This window comes from Rhizobium sp. UBA1881 (assembly GCF_002338015.1).
Classification (GTDB): Bacteria; Pseudomonadota; Alphaproteobacteria; order Rhizobiales; family Rhizobiaceae; genus Rhizobium.
In genome coordinates this window covers 1-15,587 of the sequence record NZ_DDHH01000011.1, presented here as the reverse complement: position 1 = coordinate 15,587, position 15,587 = coordinate 1, and the positions used below count along the sequence as shown (strand labels likewise).

Here is a 15,587-nt window from a genome sequence, read left to right as displayed (position 1 = left end):
GAGATTTTGCAACGGCTCCCAGCGGGGAGAAGGTGCCCGAAGGGTTCAGGTGCAACAAGTTGCACCGGGGATGAGGGGGCTTCGAATGCTAAGTTAGCTGCACCCACGGGGCACTTGCGGACGAGGGCCGCTTTCGGCCCCAAGCGGACTACAGTTTCCTTCGTTCTCGCGGCGGCTCATTGATCCCCGGCGCGAACCTCAGTGCGCGATTACATATCTGCGTTGCGCAATAAGCAGTACGCGTTTGCCTGAAACGGGAGCATAAGGCGCGTACTGCTGCAGGTAAGGATATCTGTCATGGACTGGTTTCCCATAGTCTTCGTGATTTTCAAGGTTCTCGCGTTGGGCACGGGAATGTACTTCGCCATCAAGTGGCATTACGACCAGGTGGATAAGATCGAGAGAGGCTCGGTACTGCTCGCGGGCGGCAAGATCGCGGGAGCTTTCGTGCTGGCGCTCTTGGGCGTCGGGGTCGTCGCCTTCGTCATGAGCAGCATGCTTGGGTTGGACCTGGGTCTCTGACGGCCACTTTGGCGCAAAACTAGCTAGGATTTTCCCGACATCAGAGAAAGCGCGGCACCGGGAACCCTTTGGTGCGCCAGCCATTGCACCGGTGTCACGCCGACTTCGGTGCGGAATGCCGCGCGTAGTGCATGGGCATCAGGGAAACCGCTGCGCACGGCGACGTCGTCCAGCCCGCGTACGCCGGCCACCAATAGCTCCTTCGCTCGTGCCACGCGAACGCGCCTTATCCATTCGCCGAGACTACCTCCGGTACGTGCCCTGATATGGCGCGTCAGGCTGCGGCGGCTCATGTTCGAGCGCTTGGCCAGTTCATCCAGCGAAGGCGGCGCGATGGGATCGGCGCGCAGGCCTTCGAGAAGCTCGGTCACTCGCCGATCGGCAGTCGATCCGATTGCTGGCCGCTCGATCAGTTGCGGTTGTCCGCCCGCGCGCTGAGGGGCGACGACGAGATGGCGCGCTATCCGGTTTGCTTCACTGATCCCGCAAATCCGGCCAAGCAGATGCAGGCAGCAATCCAGCCCCGAAGCGACACCGGCAGACGTCAGGACGCGGCCTTCGTCCACGAACAGCGCGGCCGCATCGACCGTTACACCCGGATAGCGGGCCGCGAAGGTTTCCGCGTGCGCCCAATGTGTCGTTGCGCGCCGCCGATCCAGCAATCCGGCCTCGGCAAGGCCGAAGGCCCCCAGGCACAAGCCCACGACGATGGCTCCTCGAGCGTCGGCCGCTTTCAGCCTGGCAACGATATCAGGCGATACAGGCTCGTCCACGCTCCGCCAACCCGGTAAAATGACGATATCGGCGTCATCGACAGCATCCAGCCGATGGGCTGCCTCGATGATCATGCCGCCGCTCGTGTTCAGCCGGACCTGATCCGAGCACACCTGAACCTGATGCCCACCCGCAAGGAGTTGCTCGCCAAACACGGCCAGCGGCGTGGATAGCATGAACGGGCTGATATGGTCGTAAGCGATGATGGCGATGCGCATTGGCCCGATTTACACGATAAAAGGCAATCAGGCCACTCAACGGCGACGAAATCGAATGTCATCACTGTGGGCGAAACATCAAAATGGAGCCTTCTGATGACCCGCACCCTTCTCGTGATCGACGTTCAGAATGACTATTTCTCCGGCGGCGCGCTGCCGCTCTGGGAAGCCGAAGAAACAGAGAAGCGGATCGTCGAAGCGATCCGGCAAGCACGCGCAAGGGGTGACGGGGTTGTTCTCGTTCGGCACGTTTCGACAGCTTCTACGGGCCTGTTTGCCGCCGGTGGTCATGGTGTTGCGATCCGCCCGGCTGTTCTGGCTGCGGCTGGCGATGCTCCGGTGGTGACGAAGCAGTATGCAGACGCATTTCAGGAGACGAACCTCGCAGATCATTTGAGGGGAACGACGGAATTGCTGGTCTGCGGGATGATGACGCAGAACTGCGTGGTGTTTACGGCATTGTCACGCGCTGCGGAGCACTTCCAGATCAAGGTGATCGACGATCTTTGCACCGCTCCTCTGGAGGTCGTCCATCTGATCGCCTTGAGTGCCTTGCGGTCCAAGACGCGAGTGATCCATTCTTCCGAGGTTTGAGGCGCGGCCAATCAGCCCGTCGGCCTCCTGTCGGCACTTCCGCTTTGACAAATCGCCATTTCTGGCCCATATCCCCCGCAACAGCCGCCTGCGCGATTTTCGCGCGGGCGGTTTTGCGTTTGAATGGCGTTGTTTCTGCAATTCGTTCGCATCCGCACCGGTATTGGACATCTAAGAAGGCAGAGGGACAGAGATGAGCGAACAGGGAAACCTTACGGTTCGGAAGCTGGCATTCTGGGGCATTCCGATGTCGCTTGGGGTGATGGGCCTGAAGATGGTGGCATGGTGGGTCACGGGGTCGGTGGCGCTTTTGTCCGATGGGCTGGAATCGACGGTCAACGTCGTAGCCGCCTTCATCGCCTTCTTCGTGATCCGCTATGCGCAGAAGCCGGCCGATCACGACCATCCTTTCGGGCATCACAAGGCGGAGTATCTCTCGGCGGTTACCGAGGGCGTGCTGATCGTTGTCGCAGCCCTTCTGATCGTCAACGAGGCGGTGGGGCATCTCGCCGATCCCCGCATGCTCGAAGCGCCGGTGCTGGGTCTTGCCATCAACTTCGCGGCCGGCGTGATCAACGCCGTCTGGGCGCGGCTTCTGATCACGACCGGGCGCAAGTATCGCTCGGCGGCGCTGACGGCGGATGGCCAGCATATCATGTCTGACGTCGTCACCTCCGTCGGCGTGCTGATCGGCCTGCTTTTGGCGATCGCCACCGGCTACGCGATCTTCGACCCCATCCTCGCCATTCTGGTCGCGATCAACATTCTCTATCAGGGCTGGAAGGTGATCTCGCATTCGATCGGCGGGCTGATGGACCAGGCGGTCGAGCCGCAGGAAGAAGAGGCGATCAAGGCTGCAATCGCCACGCATGCGACGGGTTCGCTCGGGGTGCATGATCTGAAGACGCGGCGCGCCGGCGCCGTCACTTTCATCGATTTCCATCTTGTCGTGCCGGCCGCAATGTCTGTAAGGCAGGCGCACGATATCTGCGATCGCCTTGAGGATGCCATCCGCGCCGTGCATCCGGGCTCCAGCATCGCCATTCACGTCGAGCCGGAGGGCGAAAAGGCCCACGGCATCCGCGTCAAAGTCATCAAGGAGGCTTGAATGCCCAATACAGACGTCTCCAGCCTGTCCATGCTGGGAAAACAGACCGAAGCGCCGACCTCGCCCGAGACGGCGGTGCTTGAAAAAGTGCCCGCCAGCAATGCCGGCACAGATTATGTCGTGCGCTTCACTGCGCCGGAATTCACCTCGCTCTGCCCGATGACGGGGCAGCCGGATTTTGCCCATATCGTCATCGATTACATCCCGAACGAATGGCTGGTGGAATCCAAGGCGCTGAAGCTCTTCCTGCACTCCTTCCGCAACCACGGCGCCTTCCACGAGGATTGCTCGATCTATATCGCCAAGCGCCTGGTCGAGCTGCTCGATCCGAAGTGGCTGCGGATCGGTGCCTATTGGTATCCGCGCGGCGGCATCCCGATCGACGTGTTCTGGCAGACGGGCAAGCCGCCGGAGGGCGTGTGGCTGCCCGACCAGGGCGTCGCGACTTATCGCGGTCGCGGCTGAGTTTAGTCGGATGATTTGGCGGGATCGGGCGGGAAACTTGCCCGGTCCATGCGCAACGGGCGCCGCTCGCTTCTCAGCCAACCACGGATGAGGTTGCGGGCCCGGATGCCTTCGATCTTCAGCCTGAGCAGGTTCTTGCGCAGCTTGCTCGGCTTGAAGGCGCGGTCGATCGACTTGCGGATGAAGGCCGCCTTGTCGGCGCTGCCGTCGAGAAACTGCATCTGGATGACGGGGGCGGGCTCGATCTGGTAGGCCTTCAGCCAGGCGCGGTGCCACATATAGGCGTCGAGCAGGCCGTAGGTTTCGGTGTCCTTCAACATGCGCGCGGCAGCACCGGGACCGATGACATAACCGGCCGTGCCGACGCGGTTCTGGAACACGCGCCGGGCGCTGTAAGTGCCGTCGGTCCAGAGCGGATGTTTCGCGACGATATGATCGCGTGGGGCGAATTCGAGATCATAGGCGATATCGTCGCCATCAGGGCGTGCCTCGATGCTTGCCAACGCGTCGGCGAAGCTCTCCGAAAGCACGGCGTCGTCTTCCAGGATCAGCATCCGCTGATTGCTGTCGATGATCCTGCGCCAGGCGATGCGGTGCGAGGTGAAGCAGGCGACATCTTCGCGCAACGTCGGGCTCGGCCAGCTGTCGGCGGCCTTCTGGCACTCCTCCGGCGTCAGATCGCGGGCCTCGAACGCATCCAGGAACTCGAAATCGAGGCCGAGCGTCTGCATCTGCCGCGTCTGAAAGCGCCGCCTTGTTTCCTCGGCCTTGCGGCTGATGATGAGGGTTTTCAATGCTCTGTCGTCCGCTCTGCGTTTCGTGAAGTCAATGATCGCGGCGGACCATATCGATGCCAGGTGGGCTTATCAATCGGTCGCGGGCCGCATGCACCGAAAGCTTGCAGAGGGCTGCGTTGCGATAACGACGCCACGGTCAAGCTAGGATTGCATCGATCGCCTCGTTCATTCGTAGGAGGCTCATCCTATCGGGGTAATTGCAGTCCTGAGTTTCATATCTAGTGTGGCGGAGGACAATTTCAGCGAGTGGGCAATTGCGAGCGGCGGTGCCCACTGTCAGCCACACGCTTTCACGATATCGGGTGTTCGGATGCTTCGAAATCTTATTTTCGGATGTGCCGCATTGCTTGCGGTTTTTGTCTCCGGCGGCATGAGTGCCAAGCACGAGATGTTTCCCTGGCCCCAGCTTTCGGCGCTGAAACACCGGTTTGCCGCGCCTGAGGCGGCGCCGCCCAGCCGCTACACCTTCGACGACAAGGAGCGTCTCATTGGAGACGAAACGAAGACGGCGGTCGCATGCCCCGCCCAGACCGATCGCACCGCCGTTCTCCTGGTGCTCGGCCAATCGAACGCGGCGAATGACGGCGGCCAGCGGCACAGGTCGCAGTATGGCGAGCGGGTGATCAATGAGTTCGATGGCCATTGCTTCACCGCCGCATCTCCGCTCCTCGGCTCGACGGACACCAAGGGCGAATACTGGACTGGGATCGGCAATTCGCTGATCGCATCCGGGCGGTACGACAATGTCGTCATTGCGCCGGTGGCCTATTCCGGCTCCGAGGTGGCACGGTGGGCCGATGGCGGCGATATCAACCCCGTACTCGTCGACAGCACGAGGAAGCTTCACGACGCCGGCTACCGCGTGACCAACGTGCTTTGGGTGCAGGGCGAGGCCGATTTCGTACTGGGCACGAGCACGCAGGCCTATGAACAACGCTTTCTGTCGATGGTCGGAACGCTACGTGGGCTTGGCGTCGCAGCGCCCGTCTACATCTCGGTCGCGACCAAATGCCTCGAGCCCCGGAATGGCGGGCTGAAGCAGCATGCCGTGGATAATCCGATCGAGCGGGCGCAGCTCGCCTTGCCGAAGAGCGGCAACGGCATCGTGCAGGGCGTGAACTCGGACGCGCTGCTCAATGGCGACGACCGTTACGACGACTGCCATATCGGCGGTTCGGGCGCCGAGAAGGTTGCGGCTGCATGGCGCGATCTGCTGCTCGCCGGTCCGCAGTTGCAGGCCTCGTCGCAATAAGGGTGCGCAAGGCGCTGGCTTGGTGGGGCCGCTTCAGCGCGCCCCTGATGCGTTCGCGGCGATCGTCAGACGTTGAAGCTGTCGTCGTTGCCGAAGTCGGACTGATCGCCGAAATTGTCGTCGTCGTTATCGTAATCGGCCTGCTGCAGGCCGCTGTCGTCGTTATCGTTGTTATCGGCGACGTTGTTGTCAGCGACCGTGCGGGTGTTGTCGGCCTGCTGGCTACCGCCGTCATTGTTGTAATAGTTGTTGATGACGGTTTCTTCCGTCGGCGCGCTTGACGGCGTGGCGCCCGAGCCGAGGCCGAGCGAGGACATGTGGTTGCCGCTGAAGATGCCGCTCAGCGAATTGGCAAGCAGCATGCCGCCGGCGACACCGGCCGCGGTGCCGAGCGCGCCCTGCAGGAAGCTGCCGCCGGCCGACGGGGCGGACGCCTGCTGGCTCCAGGGGCCGGAGGGTTGCTGCTGCATGCGCGGGGCAGTGTCGAAGCCCTGGTTTTGCTGAATCTGCTGGCGCGGGGCGCTGCCCCATGGGCCGCTTGATGCCGCTTCCGAAGGTGCCGGCTGCTGCCGCTGCTGCGGCGGCTGGCTGCTGCCGAAGATGGAGGAGAGGAAGCCGCCGCCTTGCTCGGCCTTGTGGTTGTCGCTCTGGTCGGATTCCAGCTGGCGGACGCGATCCTCGAGCTCTTTGATGTGATTGGCTGCGGCCTCCAGGCCCTTTTCCTGTACGATCACGGCCTGCGCCAGATAATAGGCCGCATAGGGCTGCTCGCGGATGCTTTGCTCGACCAGCTGTTCGGCATCGCGGTCGCGCGGCGTTGCGGCTGCGGTGCGGACGCGCTCGAAAAGGGCGGTCAGGAGTTGGCGTTCTTCGGGTGACATAGGCTGTCTCCTTTGGCTCTATGCTCGCATGTGGTCTCAAGTGGATCGCTTGAGAAGGACGTAGGAACGGATTGAGACTTTTCAAAGCCTCCACAAGTTACATTTCAGTAAGCCAATGACCCCTAACCATATCTTCACCCGTTCCGTGGCTTGTCTTTTTCACGCATTGTTTTACGCATTGAGTCGCACTATGTGCGGGGAACCCGAATTTACGTGAGAGAGGTTCGAATGAACGACGAAGACCAGGACGACAAGACGAAGGAACTGCCGCTCGGCAAGGAAACGGAGGCGAACCTTTTCAAGTCGCGTTCCATCTTCATCTATGGACCGATCAACCAGGAACTGGCGCAGAAGGTCTGCTCGCAGCTCGTGGCGCTTGCCGCGGCCAGCGACGAGGACATCCGCATCTACGTCAATTCGCCCGGCGGCCACGTCGAGTCCGGCGATTCGATCCACGACATGATCAAGTTCATCAAGCCAAAGGTCTGGATGATCGGAACCGGCTGGGTCGCCTCTGCCGGCGCGCTGATCTATGTCGCCGCGCCCAAGGAGCAGCGCCTTTGCCTGCCCAACACCCGCTTCCTGCTGCACCAACCCTCGGGCGGCACGCGCGGCATGGCGTCCGACATCGAGATCCAGGCACGCGAGATCATCAAGATGAACGAGCGCCTGAACAAGATCATGTCTGCCGCCACCGGCCAGTCTTACGAAAAGATCGCCGCCGACACCGACCGCGACTACTGGCTTTCCGCTGAAGAAGCCAAGGCCTACGGCCTGGTCTCGCGCATCGTGACGTCGCAGAGCGACATCTGATCGGATCGAGATGAGAGCGCCCTCGCTTGCCGGATGGTGGGCGAGGGCGCTTTTTTGTTTTTGTGGGCATTACTTCTCCTCATCCCGGCCTTGAGCCGGGAAGAGTCTTTCGCCGCGCGGACGCGCGTCGGCTGGATTCCCGCCACAAGGGCGAGAATGAGGGAGGTGGGGGGAGGCAACCGGCCCATCTGGCCTTGCGCCCCGGTTTACGATACGGCTGCATGACGCCATTCTTCGCTCCGAGTCCCCCGCATGCTTAAAGACTTCTCCGTGCAGGCCCTGTTCATGGGCGTTCTCACCGCTTTCGTCGGTTTTGCCAGTTCGTTCGCCGTCGTGCTGCACGGGTTGCAGGCGGTCGGCGCTACGGAGGCGCAGGCTGCTTCGGGGTTGATGGCGTTGTCGGTCTCGCTCGGGATTTGCGCGATCGTGCTCAGCGTAACCTCCAGACTGCCGATCAGCATGGCGTGGTCGACGCCGGGTGGGGCGCTGCTGGCGGCGACCGGGGTGGTCGAGGGCGGGTTCAATGCGGCTGTCGGGGCCTTCATCATCTGCGCGCTGCTGATCGTGATCGCCGGGCTGTTCAAGCCGCTCGGGCGAGCGGTGGCGGCGATACCGGCGCCGCTGGCCAATGCGATGCTTGCGGGCGTGCTGATCGGGCTCTGCTTCGCGCCGGTGAAGGCGGTTGGGTTCAATCCGTTGCTCGGGCTGCCGATCGTGCTTGCCTGGATCGTCGTCGGTGCCTTCAAGCGGCTCTGGGCCGTGCCGGCGGCGCTGGCGGCCTTTGTGCTGGTCGTGGTCTTCGGGGTCGATGTGCCCGTGGGCGCGCTCGATACGGTCAAGCGCTCGCTGGTGCCGACGGTCGAATTCGTCGTGCCGGTGTTCAACGTGCCGGCATTCGTGTCGATCGCTTTACCGCTCTTCATCGTCACCATGGCCTCGCAGAACATTCCAGGGATCGCGGTGATGAAGGTCAATGGCTATGAGACCAAGCCGGGGCCGCTCTTTGCCTCCACCGGTTTCTTCTCGCTGCTGTCCGCGCCCTTCGGCGGCCATGCCGTCAATCTTGCGGCGATCACGGCGGCCATGTGCGCCGGGTCGGATGCGCATCCGGATCCGAAGCGGCGCTACTGGGCGGTCATCGTCTGCGGCATCTGCTATCTCATCCTCGGGCCGCTTGCGGGAGCCGTCACCGCATCGGTGGCGCTGGCACCGCCGATCCTGATCCAGGCGGTCGCGGGCCTCGCGCTGGTCGGCGCCTTCTCGGGCTCGGCCATGGCCGCCTTCCAGGCGCCCGATACGCGGGAAGCGGCTGCGATCACTTTCCTGGTGACGGCATCCGGCGTCTCCTTCGGCGGCATTTCCGGCACCTTCTGGGGGCTGCTGGCCGGCGGGCTGATGATGGCGTTGCAGCGATTTGTGAAATCGAGGTAGCATATCGGCCACAATGACGGCGTTTTGTCGCCTCGGGGGTGGTCGATGCGCTTTGTGAACCCGATAGCCTTCGTTCGCGATATAGATCTGTCTCGGGCTTTCTACCGCGATATCGTCGGACTTATCGTGCGTGAGAATTTCGAGCATTTCGTGCTGTTCGATACCGGCTTCGCGATCCATGATGGCAAGGCGCTGGCGCGGACGGTCTGGGGACAGCTACCGGCCGAGACAACGCCTTATGGACGGCGAAACCTGCTATTGTATTTCGAGCACGACGACATCCATGCCGCCTTCTCAGCGATCGGGCCGCAGGTAGAGCTTATCCATCCCCTGGAGCGTCAAGCATGGGGACAGCATGTCTTTCGCTTCTATGATCTTGACGGGCACGCAATCGAGATCGGCGAGCCGATGAATTTTGGAGAAAGCCGTGATGAAGACCATATCGGCTGAAGAACTCGACAGGAAATTCCACGACGGCGAGGATATCAGCGAATATCTCGACTGGACGACGGCGCGCGGGCCGGGCCAGGAACTGACACCTGTTGCCTTCGATCTCACCGTCGATGAGTTGCGTGCATTGGATACCGAGGCGAAGCGGCTTGGGGTATCGCGGCAGGATCTGATTCAGCTTTGGATCGCCGAGCGTCTTTCGTCCGTCGGGCAGCGCTGAATTCGTGCAGCTGGCAAAAAGATGGGCAGGCACTTGCCAGTTTTTCGCGCGGCGGCTATACAGGCCGGCATGAAGAGCACGGGCATCATGATTTCTGAGCAGATTGCACGCGGGCGTATCGCCCTGCGCGACAATACGCGCGCCCTGACCTCGCTTCTTCTCCTCGGCCTTACGCGCGGTTGCCGGGTCCGTTGAGGAGCGCCCGGCGGCCCAAAGCCCGCCGGCCATAGCTCCTCTTCACATATCCCAAAAATCGATCAACCGGACGCTTTGCGCCGGATTCGTCATCGCCAACAGGCAGGCCATGCGCTATGACGCGGCCAGATGACGGGAATAGGAAGAGAAGACATGGACACGAAGACCCGCTCCCACGGCATGCCTGACGCGGCGATGAAGTATCGCCCTTATCCGCAGGTCAACATCCCCGATCGCACATGGCCGACCAAGACGCTGACCAAGGCGCCGATCTGGTGCTCGGTGGACCTGCGCGACGGCAACCAGGCTCTGGTCGACCCGATGGGCCACGACCGCAAGGCGCGGATGTTCCAGCTGCTGCTCGACATGGGCTTCAAGGAAATCGAGATCGGCTTCCCGTCGGCCTCGCAGACCGATTTCGACTTCGCGCGCTGGTGTGTAGAGCAGGGCAATGTGCCCGACGACGTGTCGCTGCAGGTGCTGGTGCAGTGCCGTCCCGAGCTGATCACGCGCACCTTCGAAGCCTTGGAAGGCGCCAACAAGCCGATCGTGCATTTCTACAACTCGACCAGCGAACTGCAGCGCCGCGTGGTTTTCGCCAAGGATGTCAACGGCATCAAGCAGATCGCGGTCGACGCGGCGAAGATGATTTCCGACATGGCGGCCAAGGCCGGCGGCGGCTACCGCTTCGAATATTCGCCGGAGAGCTTTACCGGCACCGAGCTCGAAGTGGCACTGGAGATCTGCAACTCGGTCATCGAGGTGATGAAGCCGACGCCCGACAACAAGCTGATCATCAACCTGCCGTCCACCGTCGAAATGGCGACGCCGAACGTCTATGCCGACCAGATCGAGTGGATGTGCCGCAATCTCGACAACCGCGAGAACCTGATCATCTCGCTGCACCCGCATAACGACCGCGGCACCGGTATCGCCGCCGCCGAGCTGGCCTTGCTGGCGGGCGCCGATCGTGTCGAGGGTACGCTGTTCGGCAATGGCGAGCGCACCGGCAATGTCGACGTCGTGACCATGGCGCTGAACATGTTCACGCAGGGTGTGGATCCCGAGATCGACTGCTCGGATATCGTGCGCATGAAGGACGTGTTCGAGTATTCCAACCAGATGCCGATCGGCGAGCGCCATCCTTATGTCGGCGAACTGGTCTACACGGCGTTTTCCGGCTCGCACCAGGATGCGATCAACAAGGGCATGAAGGCGATCAAGGTCGCCAATCATCCGGTATGGGAAGTGCCTTATCTGCCGATCGATCCGCAGGACGTCGGCCGTAGCTATGAGGCGATCATCCGCATCAACTCGCAGTCCGGCAAGGGTGGCATTGCCTATATCCTGCAGCAGGATTACGGCCTCAACCTGCCCCGCAACCTGCAGGTGGAGTATCGCGAGGAGATCCAGCGGATCACCGACGAAGAGGGCAAGGAGCTGCCGTCGAAGCGGATCTACGACCACTTCATCGAGCGCTACGTGACGCAGCCGAAGGGCCGCATCAAGTTCGTCGATCACCAGACCTTCGCCGATCCCGAACGCAAGGGTGTCCGCGTGGTTTCCGCAGAGATCACCGATAACGGCGTGACGAAGACGATCGAGGGACGCGGCAACGGCCCGATCGACGGCTTCATCAACGCGCTCTCGGAGTATCTCGGGGTCGAGATGGCGGTGCAGGATTACTCCGAGCACTCGCTGCAGCACGGCTCGAACGCCTCGGCCATCTCCTATGTCGAGACGTCCTATCCGGGCGGCAAGCTCTTCGGCGCCGGCATCAGCACCAACATCGTCGGCGCATCGCTGGAAGCGATCGTCTCGGCGGCGAACCGTGTGCTCGACGTGAGGGCCGGCAAGGCCTGAGTTCGGGCTGGCTAGTGGCGGCGAGTTCTTCGCTCGCCGCTCTCAGCAGTGTTGCGACATCCCCATCGTCTCCTCATCCCGGCCTTGTGCCGGGATCCAGCCGACGCGCGTCTGCGCGGCGAGAAGAGTCTTTTGCGATCAAGGACTTGATCGCGCTGGATCCCTGTGACGAGCACAGGGATGAGGGAGGTGAAGGTGAGCGGTTTGCCTGCCGCCGTCGGGCCTTACCTCAAATCGCGGTGGCGATCTGCATGGCGAGCTGGCTGAGCGATGCCTCGGAGGAGGGGCCGATCAGCATGTAGGATGTGCCGGCGTTGTGCCAGGTGACCAGGCCGATCTCGTCGCGGATCGTTTCCTTGAAATCCTCGGCGTCTTCAGGCTGGTTGTCCTTGCGGAAGGCGATGGTGGCGAAGTCGCCGTCGGAGCTGGTGTAGACGAGCTGGCCGACCGGGCGGCCGCCGGCGAGCGTTACGCGGGCGCCTTGGAAGGTCCATCCCTCGGAGACGAGATCGGGGACGCGGAAGGCGACGCCGACGGAGGTGGTGAGCCAGGTGGAAATTTCTTCCGGCTGGGTGGCTGGGACTTCGAAGATATGGCGCGGCTGGCGGGCGAGCAGCCTCTGGTTGGCGAGCATGTCGCCCAGCCATTCCGTCGTTTCGCTCGCCTGCGCGGCATCGACGGCCTGCGCGGTCTGTGCTGCGGTATGGCCGGTGCCGACGATATAGCCGATGCCGCAGCCGGCAATCAGGAGGACGATGGCGACCACCAGCGCCTGAGGGCCCGAAGGCGCGAACTTGAACGGCTGGCGCGACTGGCGCGGCGCGACGGGGGCCTTGGGCGGCTGCACGCTCTTGATCGAGCGCACCAGCGCCAGGGGAACCGGTTCCTTCAGGATATCGTCGAGCCGGCGCTTGCCGAAATCGGCGCCGTTGCGCAGCTTGTCGTAGATCCGCCGCGCGCCGTCGTCGGTTGCCAGGCGCTGTTCCAGCTCGTGCTTCTGCTCGGGTGTCGTCTCGCCATCGAGAAGGGCGGTCAGCTGGGCATCGAGCGGCAGTTTCTTGAAGTCGAGCAAATCAGAACCTGTGGGAATGGTCGTCAGCGAGGCTGGCGAAGTGCAGCTTCGCCTGCGCCAGTTGCGACATGATGAGGGTGGGGGCGACGCCCATGATGTCGCCGGCCTGCTGGTAGCCATGGCCTTCGATCGACACCAGCAGGAAGGCGCTGGCGATGCCCTCGGGCATCTCCGCGATCATCCGGTGGATCGCGTCGGAATCGATGATGGCGGCGCGGTCGCGCGTGGCCGTGCGGATATCGGTGACGTTGGTCTTGTTGACCGCATGCGGCTTGCGCTTGCGGTGGTCCTCGCTCCATTGCTGGCGCATCAGCGTGTAGACCCAGCTGTCGAGCCGGCCTTCGCCCTGCCATTGATTGCTCTTGGCAATCGCCCGCTGACAGCCGGCCTGGACGAGTTCGTCGGCGCCCGCCGCATCACCTGCGAGCGTCATCGCGAACCGCCGCAACCGGGGCAGAAGACCCACTAGATCGCGTCTGATATCGATGGTCGTCACAGGTTGACGCATGGTTTTCCCAAGGTGAATGCCTGGTATCGGGAGCCGTTACGGAGCCGTGACCTGGCGCATGTGCGAATTATATCGTCTCTGTGTCCTTTATGAAACAAATCGCCGCTGCTTCGCAAGCAAAAGGCCACTTATCTCACGGGTTCCCAAAGCTTTTTTCGGGTGATCCCTCGGGCTCAATAGGTCCTGTAGCCGTGGAGCGACTGGAGGAGCGAGCGGTAGGCCCAAGTGTTCTCGCCGCCGCGGTCGCGGATCTCGACCAGCTGCACGCGCGCGCCCTGCTCATCACCCTGTTCCATCAAAGCTTGGCCCATATATGACCGTGCGAGAATATAGTTCCCGTCGGCCTGCAGTGCCTTGCGATAATAGGACATGCCAAGCTCCATCCGGCCGGCCTTGCGGTTGGCGTAGCCCAGATAGTTCAGGATGCGCGGGTCGTTCTGGTCGCGGGCGAGGTTGAGCACGGTGATGGCGTTGTCATACTGGCCGGCATAGGCGAATTCACGCGCAGCCTTGTAGAGATCGTCGTCGTTGAAGGTCTGCTTGTTCGGCGTGACGCATTCCTTCTTCTTCTTGTCCCAGACCTTGCCGTCGGCGCACTTGGTGGTGGTTTCGGTCTTTGGCGGCGGCTTGGTTTCGTCGCTCTCTTCGCCGGCGGCGAAGGCGGGGGCGGAGAAGGTGAGGGCGAGAAGGCCGGCGAGCGCCAGGCCGCGCAGCGTACGGGTCGTGGATGGCATGCAACGTCTCCTCACATCAGATCGCTAATATAAGGAGTGTACGCCTAGATCGGGAAATACCAAGAGGCGATCGGCGCCGATCTGATGGTTTTTCGCCTGAGTTCGCGCAGTGATTCAACTTGCGGCGAAACTGATTCCGGAAACGGCGCTAAAGCCTGAAGATATCGACGCTTTCCGGGTTGATGTCGTCACCCGACGGGCTGAGGCTGAAGCGTTCGCCCTTCAGGCTCCAGGCGCCGGGGGAACCGTCGATGCTGAAGAGATTGTAGGCGGCCGGTGGCTTCGAACCGCCGGGGCCCTGCGAGCCAGAGGCGATGCCGACGACAGGAACCGGTCCCGTCTGGCCGCGCAGCCAGTGCACCGTGTTGAGGTGGGTGTGTCCATGCAGCACGAGCTCTGCGCCGCCGGTGGAGATGACGGCGGCGAAACGGCGGATGCCGATCATGCGCTTGTGGAAGGATGTGGCGCCACGGATCGGCGGATGGTGGATCATGACGACGCGAAACAAGCCTGCTTCGCCGGCGGCGCGCAGCATGTTCACCGTCTCGCGGGCCTGCCTTTCGCCGAAGAAACCGCTGGCGGCGAAGGGGGGCGTTGCCACCGCCGTCGAGCAGCCGACGATCGCGACTTTTCCGCGAATGCGCAAATAGGGGAAGATGTGCTTGTTTTCCTGCCATTCGGCAGGGGCGAGGTCGCCGCGCACGTTATCGTACCAAGCGCGCATCGACTTTTCGTAGGCGCCGGGCACGTAGGCGTCGTGATTGCCGGGCACGACGGAGTAATCCCTGGGATCGCCGAGTTCGCGCAGCCAGCCGGCCGCGGCGCGGATTTCAAGCCCGCTTGCGAGATTGACGAGATCGCCCGTGATCGCCATGTGATCCGGCTGCTTTTCTCTTATATCGTCGAGCAGCAGATCCAGCGTGCCGCCGAAAAGGTGCTTGCGCCGATTGCGATGCCAGTTCACAAAGCCGGTGATACGCTTGGAAAAGAGTTCACGGAAAGAGATGTGGGGCAGCGGCCCGAGATGGACGTCTGAAATGTGCGCGAGCTTGAACATGGGTGCACACATAGCTCACGGCAGCCGTATTTCAAACACATCTCCTCGCACATCTGCTTGAACGGATTGATGGAATTGGAAGACGCGTGAAAGAAATCCGCCACTGGCAATCGCGCCTGATGATGCGCGTGGTGCATATCTACTTCGCCTTCGCGCGCGGAATGACCATGGGCGTGCGCGCCGCCTGCTTCGATGACAGGGGCTACGTGTTTCTCGTGCGGCACAGCTACGTGCCCGGCTGGCACATGCCGGGTGGCGGTATCGAGCGCAACGAGACGGCCGAGGACGCGCTCGTCAAGGAGCTGCGCGAGGAGGGCAATCTCGTGATTGTCGGGCGGCCGGAGCTCGTTCAGGTCTATCTCAATACCTCGGCCACGCGGCGCGACCATGTCGTGTTCTATCGCGCCAAGGTCGAGCAGACGGCGCCGCGACTGCCGGACCGCGAGATCGTCGAATGCGGCTTCTTCGCGCTCGACGCGTTGCCGGAGGGGATAACGGCGTCGACGCACCGTCGTCTTGCTGAGATCGCCGGAGAGCGGCAGCCCGACCAGGTCTGGTAGGCCGGGCGGCTTAGCTTGCGTTCAGGCTGCGGCGCGTTCGCCGCGGCCGTGCGGGCGGTCGAGGTCCAGTTCC

At 62.4% G+C, this 15,587-nt stretch carries 18 protein-coding genes; 11 read left to right on the top strand and 7 right to left on the bottom strand.

Going from position 1 to position 15,587, the window contains the following annotated elements; genetic code table 11:
- Positions 1–297: 297 nt before the first annotated feature.
- Positions 298–522 (top strand): hypothetical protein, encoded by a 225-nt coding sequence (locus tag B3605_RS01275; protein ID WP_018897327.1) that lies wholly within the window; start codon positions 298–300, stop codon positions 520–522.
- A 23-nt stretch (positions 523–545) separates the two neighbouring features.
- On the opposite strand, the gene B3605_RS01270 is transcribed toward B3605_RS01275, so the two are convergent.
- Entirely contained in the window at positions 546–1,514 is a 969-nt protein-coding gene (locus B3605_RS01270; protein ID WP_112941109.1) for a GlxA family transcriptional regulator, read from the bottom strand.
- On the opposite strand from B3605_RS01270, the gene B3605_RS01265 reads away from it, so the two are divergent.
- The 3 genes from B3605_RS01265 (at position 1,485) to queF (ending at position 3,681) form a co-directional block, all read left to right on the top strand.
- Complete coding sequence (locus B3605_RS01265) at positions 1,485–2,108, top strand: isochorismatase family protein (RefSeq protein ID WP_296431753.1); 624 nt, start codon at positions 1,485–1,487, stop codon at positions 2,106–2,108. The genes B3605_RS01270 and B3605_RS01265 overlap by 30 nt on opposite strands.
- A gap of 193 nt (positions 2,109–2,301) precedes the next feature.
- Positions 2,302–3,216, top strand: coding sequence for a CDF family cation efflux transporter EmfA (gene emfA, locus B3605_RS01260; protein WP_047506180.1), 915 nt, complete (start codon positions 2,302–2,304; stop codon positions 3,214–3,216).
- Positions 3,217–3,681, top strand: a complete 465-nt coding sequence (gene queF / locus B3605_RS01255; protein WP_047506178.1) for a preQ(1) synthase — start codon at positions 3,217–3,219, stop codon at positions 3,679–3,681.
- 2 nt (positions 3,682–3,683) lie between these two features.
- On the opposite strand, the gene B3605_RS01250 is transcribed toward queF, so the two are convergent.
- On the bottom strand, positions 3,684–4,475 hold the full coding sequence (locus B3605_RS01250) for a glycosyltransferase family 25 protein (RefSeq protein WP_112941107.1): 792 nt from the start codon (positions 4,473–4,475) through the stop codon (positions 3,684–3,686).
- A 313-nt stretch (positions 4,476–4,788) separates the two neighbouring features.
- On the opposite strand from B3605_RS01250, the gene B3605_RS01245 reads away from it, so the two are divergent.
- Positions 4,789–5,730, top strand: coding sequence for a sialate O-acetylesterase (locus B3605_RS01245; RefSeq protein ID WP_112941106.1), 942 nt, complete (start codon positions 4,789–4,791; stop codon positions 5,728–5,730).
- A 65-nt stretch (positions 5,731–5,795) separates the two neighbouring features.
- Here B3605_RS01245 and B3605_RS01240 read toward each other — a convergent pair whose 3' ends face one another.
- Positions 5,796–6,611 (bottom strand): DUF2076 domain-containing protein, encoded by an 816-nt coding sequence (locus B3605_RS01240; protein ID WP_112941105.1) that lies wholly within the window; start codon positions 6,609–6,611, stop codon positions 5,796–5,798.
- A gap of 228 nt (positions 6,612–6,839) precedes the next feature.
- Between B3605_RS01240 and B3605_RS01235 the strand changes: the two genes are divergently transcribed.
- The 5 genes from B3605_RS01235 to leuA all read left to right on the top strand — a co-directional run bounded on the left by B3605_RS01235 (position 6,840) and on the right by leuA (position 11,583).
- Positions 6,840–7,424 (top strand): ATP-dependent Clp protease proteolytic subunit, encoded by a 585-nt coding sequence (locus tag B3605_RS01235; protein WP_112941104.1) that lies wholly within the window; start codon positions 6,840–6,842, stop codon positions 7,422–7,424.
- A 252-nt stretch (positions 7,425–7,676) separates the two neighbouring features.
- Positions 7,677–8,855: a benzoate/H(+) symporter BenE family transporter gene (locus tag B3605_RS01230; RefSeq protein WP_112941102.1), complete on the top strand. Its 1,179-nt coding sequence runs from the start codon at positions 7,677–7,679 to the stop codon at positions 8,853–8,855.
- A 45-nt stretch (positions 8,856–8,900) separates the two neighbouring features.
- Positions 8,901–9,305 (top strand): VOC family protein, encoded by a 405-nt coding sequence (locus tag B3605_RS01225; RefSeq protein WP_112941101.1) that lies wholly within the window; start codon positions 8,901–8,903, stop codon positions 9,303–9,305.
- Complete coding sequence (gene brnA / locus B3605_RS01220; protein WP_112941100.1) at positions 9,286–9,525, top strand: type II toxin-antitoxin system BrnA family antitoxin; 240 nt, start codon at positions 9,286–9,288, stop codon at positions 9,523–9,525. The genes B3605_RS01225 and brnA overlap by 20 nt, the downstream gene beginning before the upstream one ends.
- 348 nt (positions 9,526–9,873) lie before the next feature.
- Positions 9,874–11,583: a 2-isopropylmalate synthase gene (gene leuA / locus B3605_RS01215; RefSeq protein ID WP_112941099.1), complete on the top strand. Its 1,710-nt coding sequence runs from the start codon at positions 9,874–9,876 to the stop codon at positions 11,581–11,583.
- 229 nt (positions 11,584–11,812) lie between these two features.
- Here leuA and B3605_RS01210 read toward each other — a convergent pair whose 3' ends face one another.
- The 4 genes from B3605_RS01210 to B3605_RS01195 form a co-directional block, all read right to left on the bottom strand.
- A complete protein-coding gene (locus B3605_RS01210) occupies positions 11,813–12,655 on the bottom strand; it encodes an anti-sigma factor family protein (protein WP_112941097.1) in 843 nt (280 codons plus the stop codon).
- Position 12,656: 1 nt separating this feature from the next.
- Positions 12,657–13,163, bottom strand: coding sequence for an RNA polymerase sigma factor (locus tag B3605_RS01205; RefSeq protein WP_018897343.1), 507 nt, complete (start codon positions 13,161–13,163; stop codon positions 12,657–12,659).
- A gap of 173 nt (positions 13,164–13,336) precedes the next feature.
- On the bottom strand, positions 13,337–13,897 hold the full coding sequence (locus tag B3605_RS01200; protein ID WP_112941096.1) for a tetratricopeptide repeat protein: 561 nt from the start codon (positions 13,895–13,897) through the stop codon (positions 13,337–13,339).
- Between the two features lie 148 nt (positions 13,898–14,045).
- Positions 14,046–14,954: a metallophosphoesterase family protein gene (locus tag B3605_RS01195; RefSeq protein WP_112941095.1), complete on the bottom strand. Its 909-nt coding sequence runs from the start codon at positions 14,952–14,954 to the stop codon at positions 14,046–14,048.
- 122 nt (positions 14,955–15,076) lie between these two features.
- On the opposite strand from B3605_RS01195, the gene B3605_RS01190 reads away from it, so the two are divergent.
- Positions 15,077–15,514, top strand: a complete 438-nt coding sequence (locus B3605_RS01190; protein WP_296431757.1) for an NUDIX domain-containing protein — start codon at positions 15,077–15,079, stop codon at positions 15,512–15,514.
- Positions 15,515–15,587 lie beyond the last annotated feature (73 nt).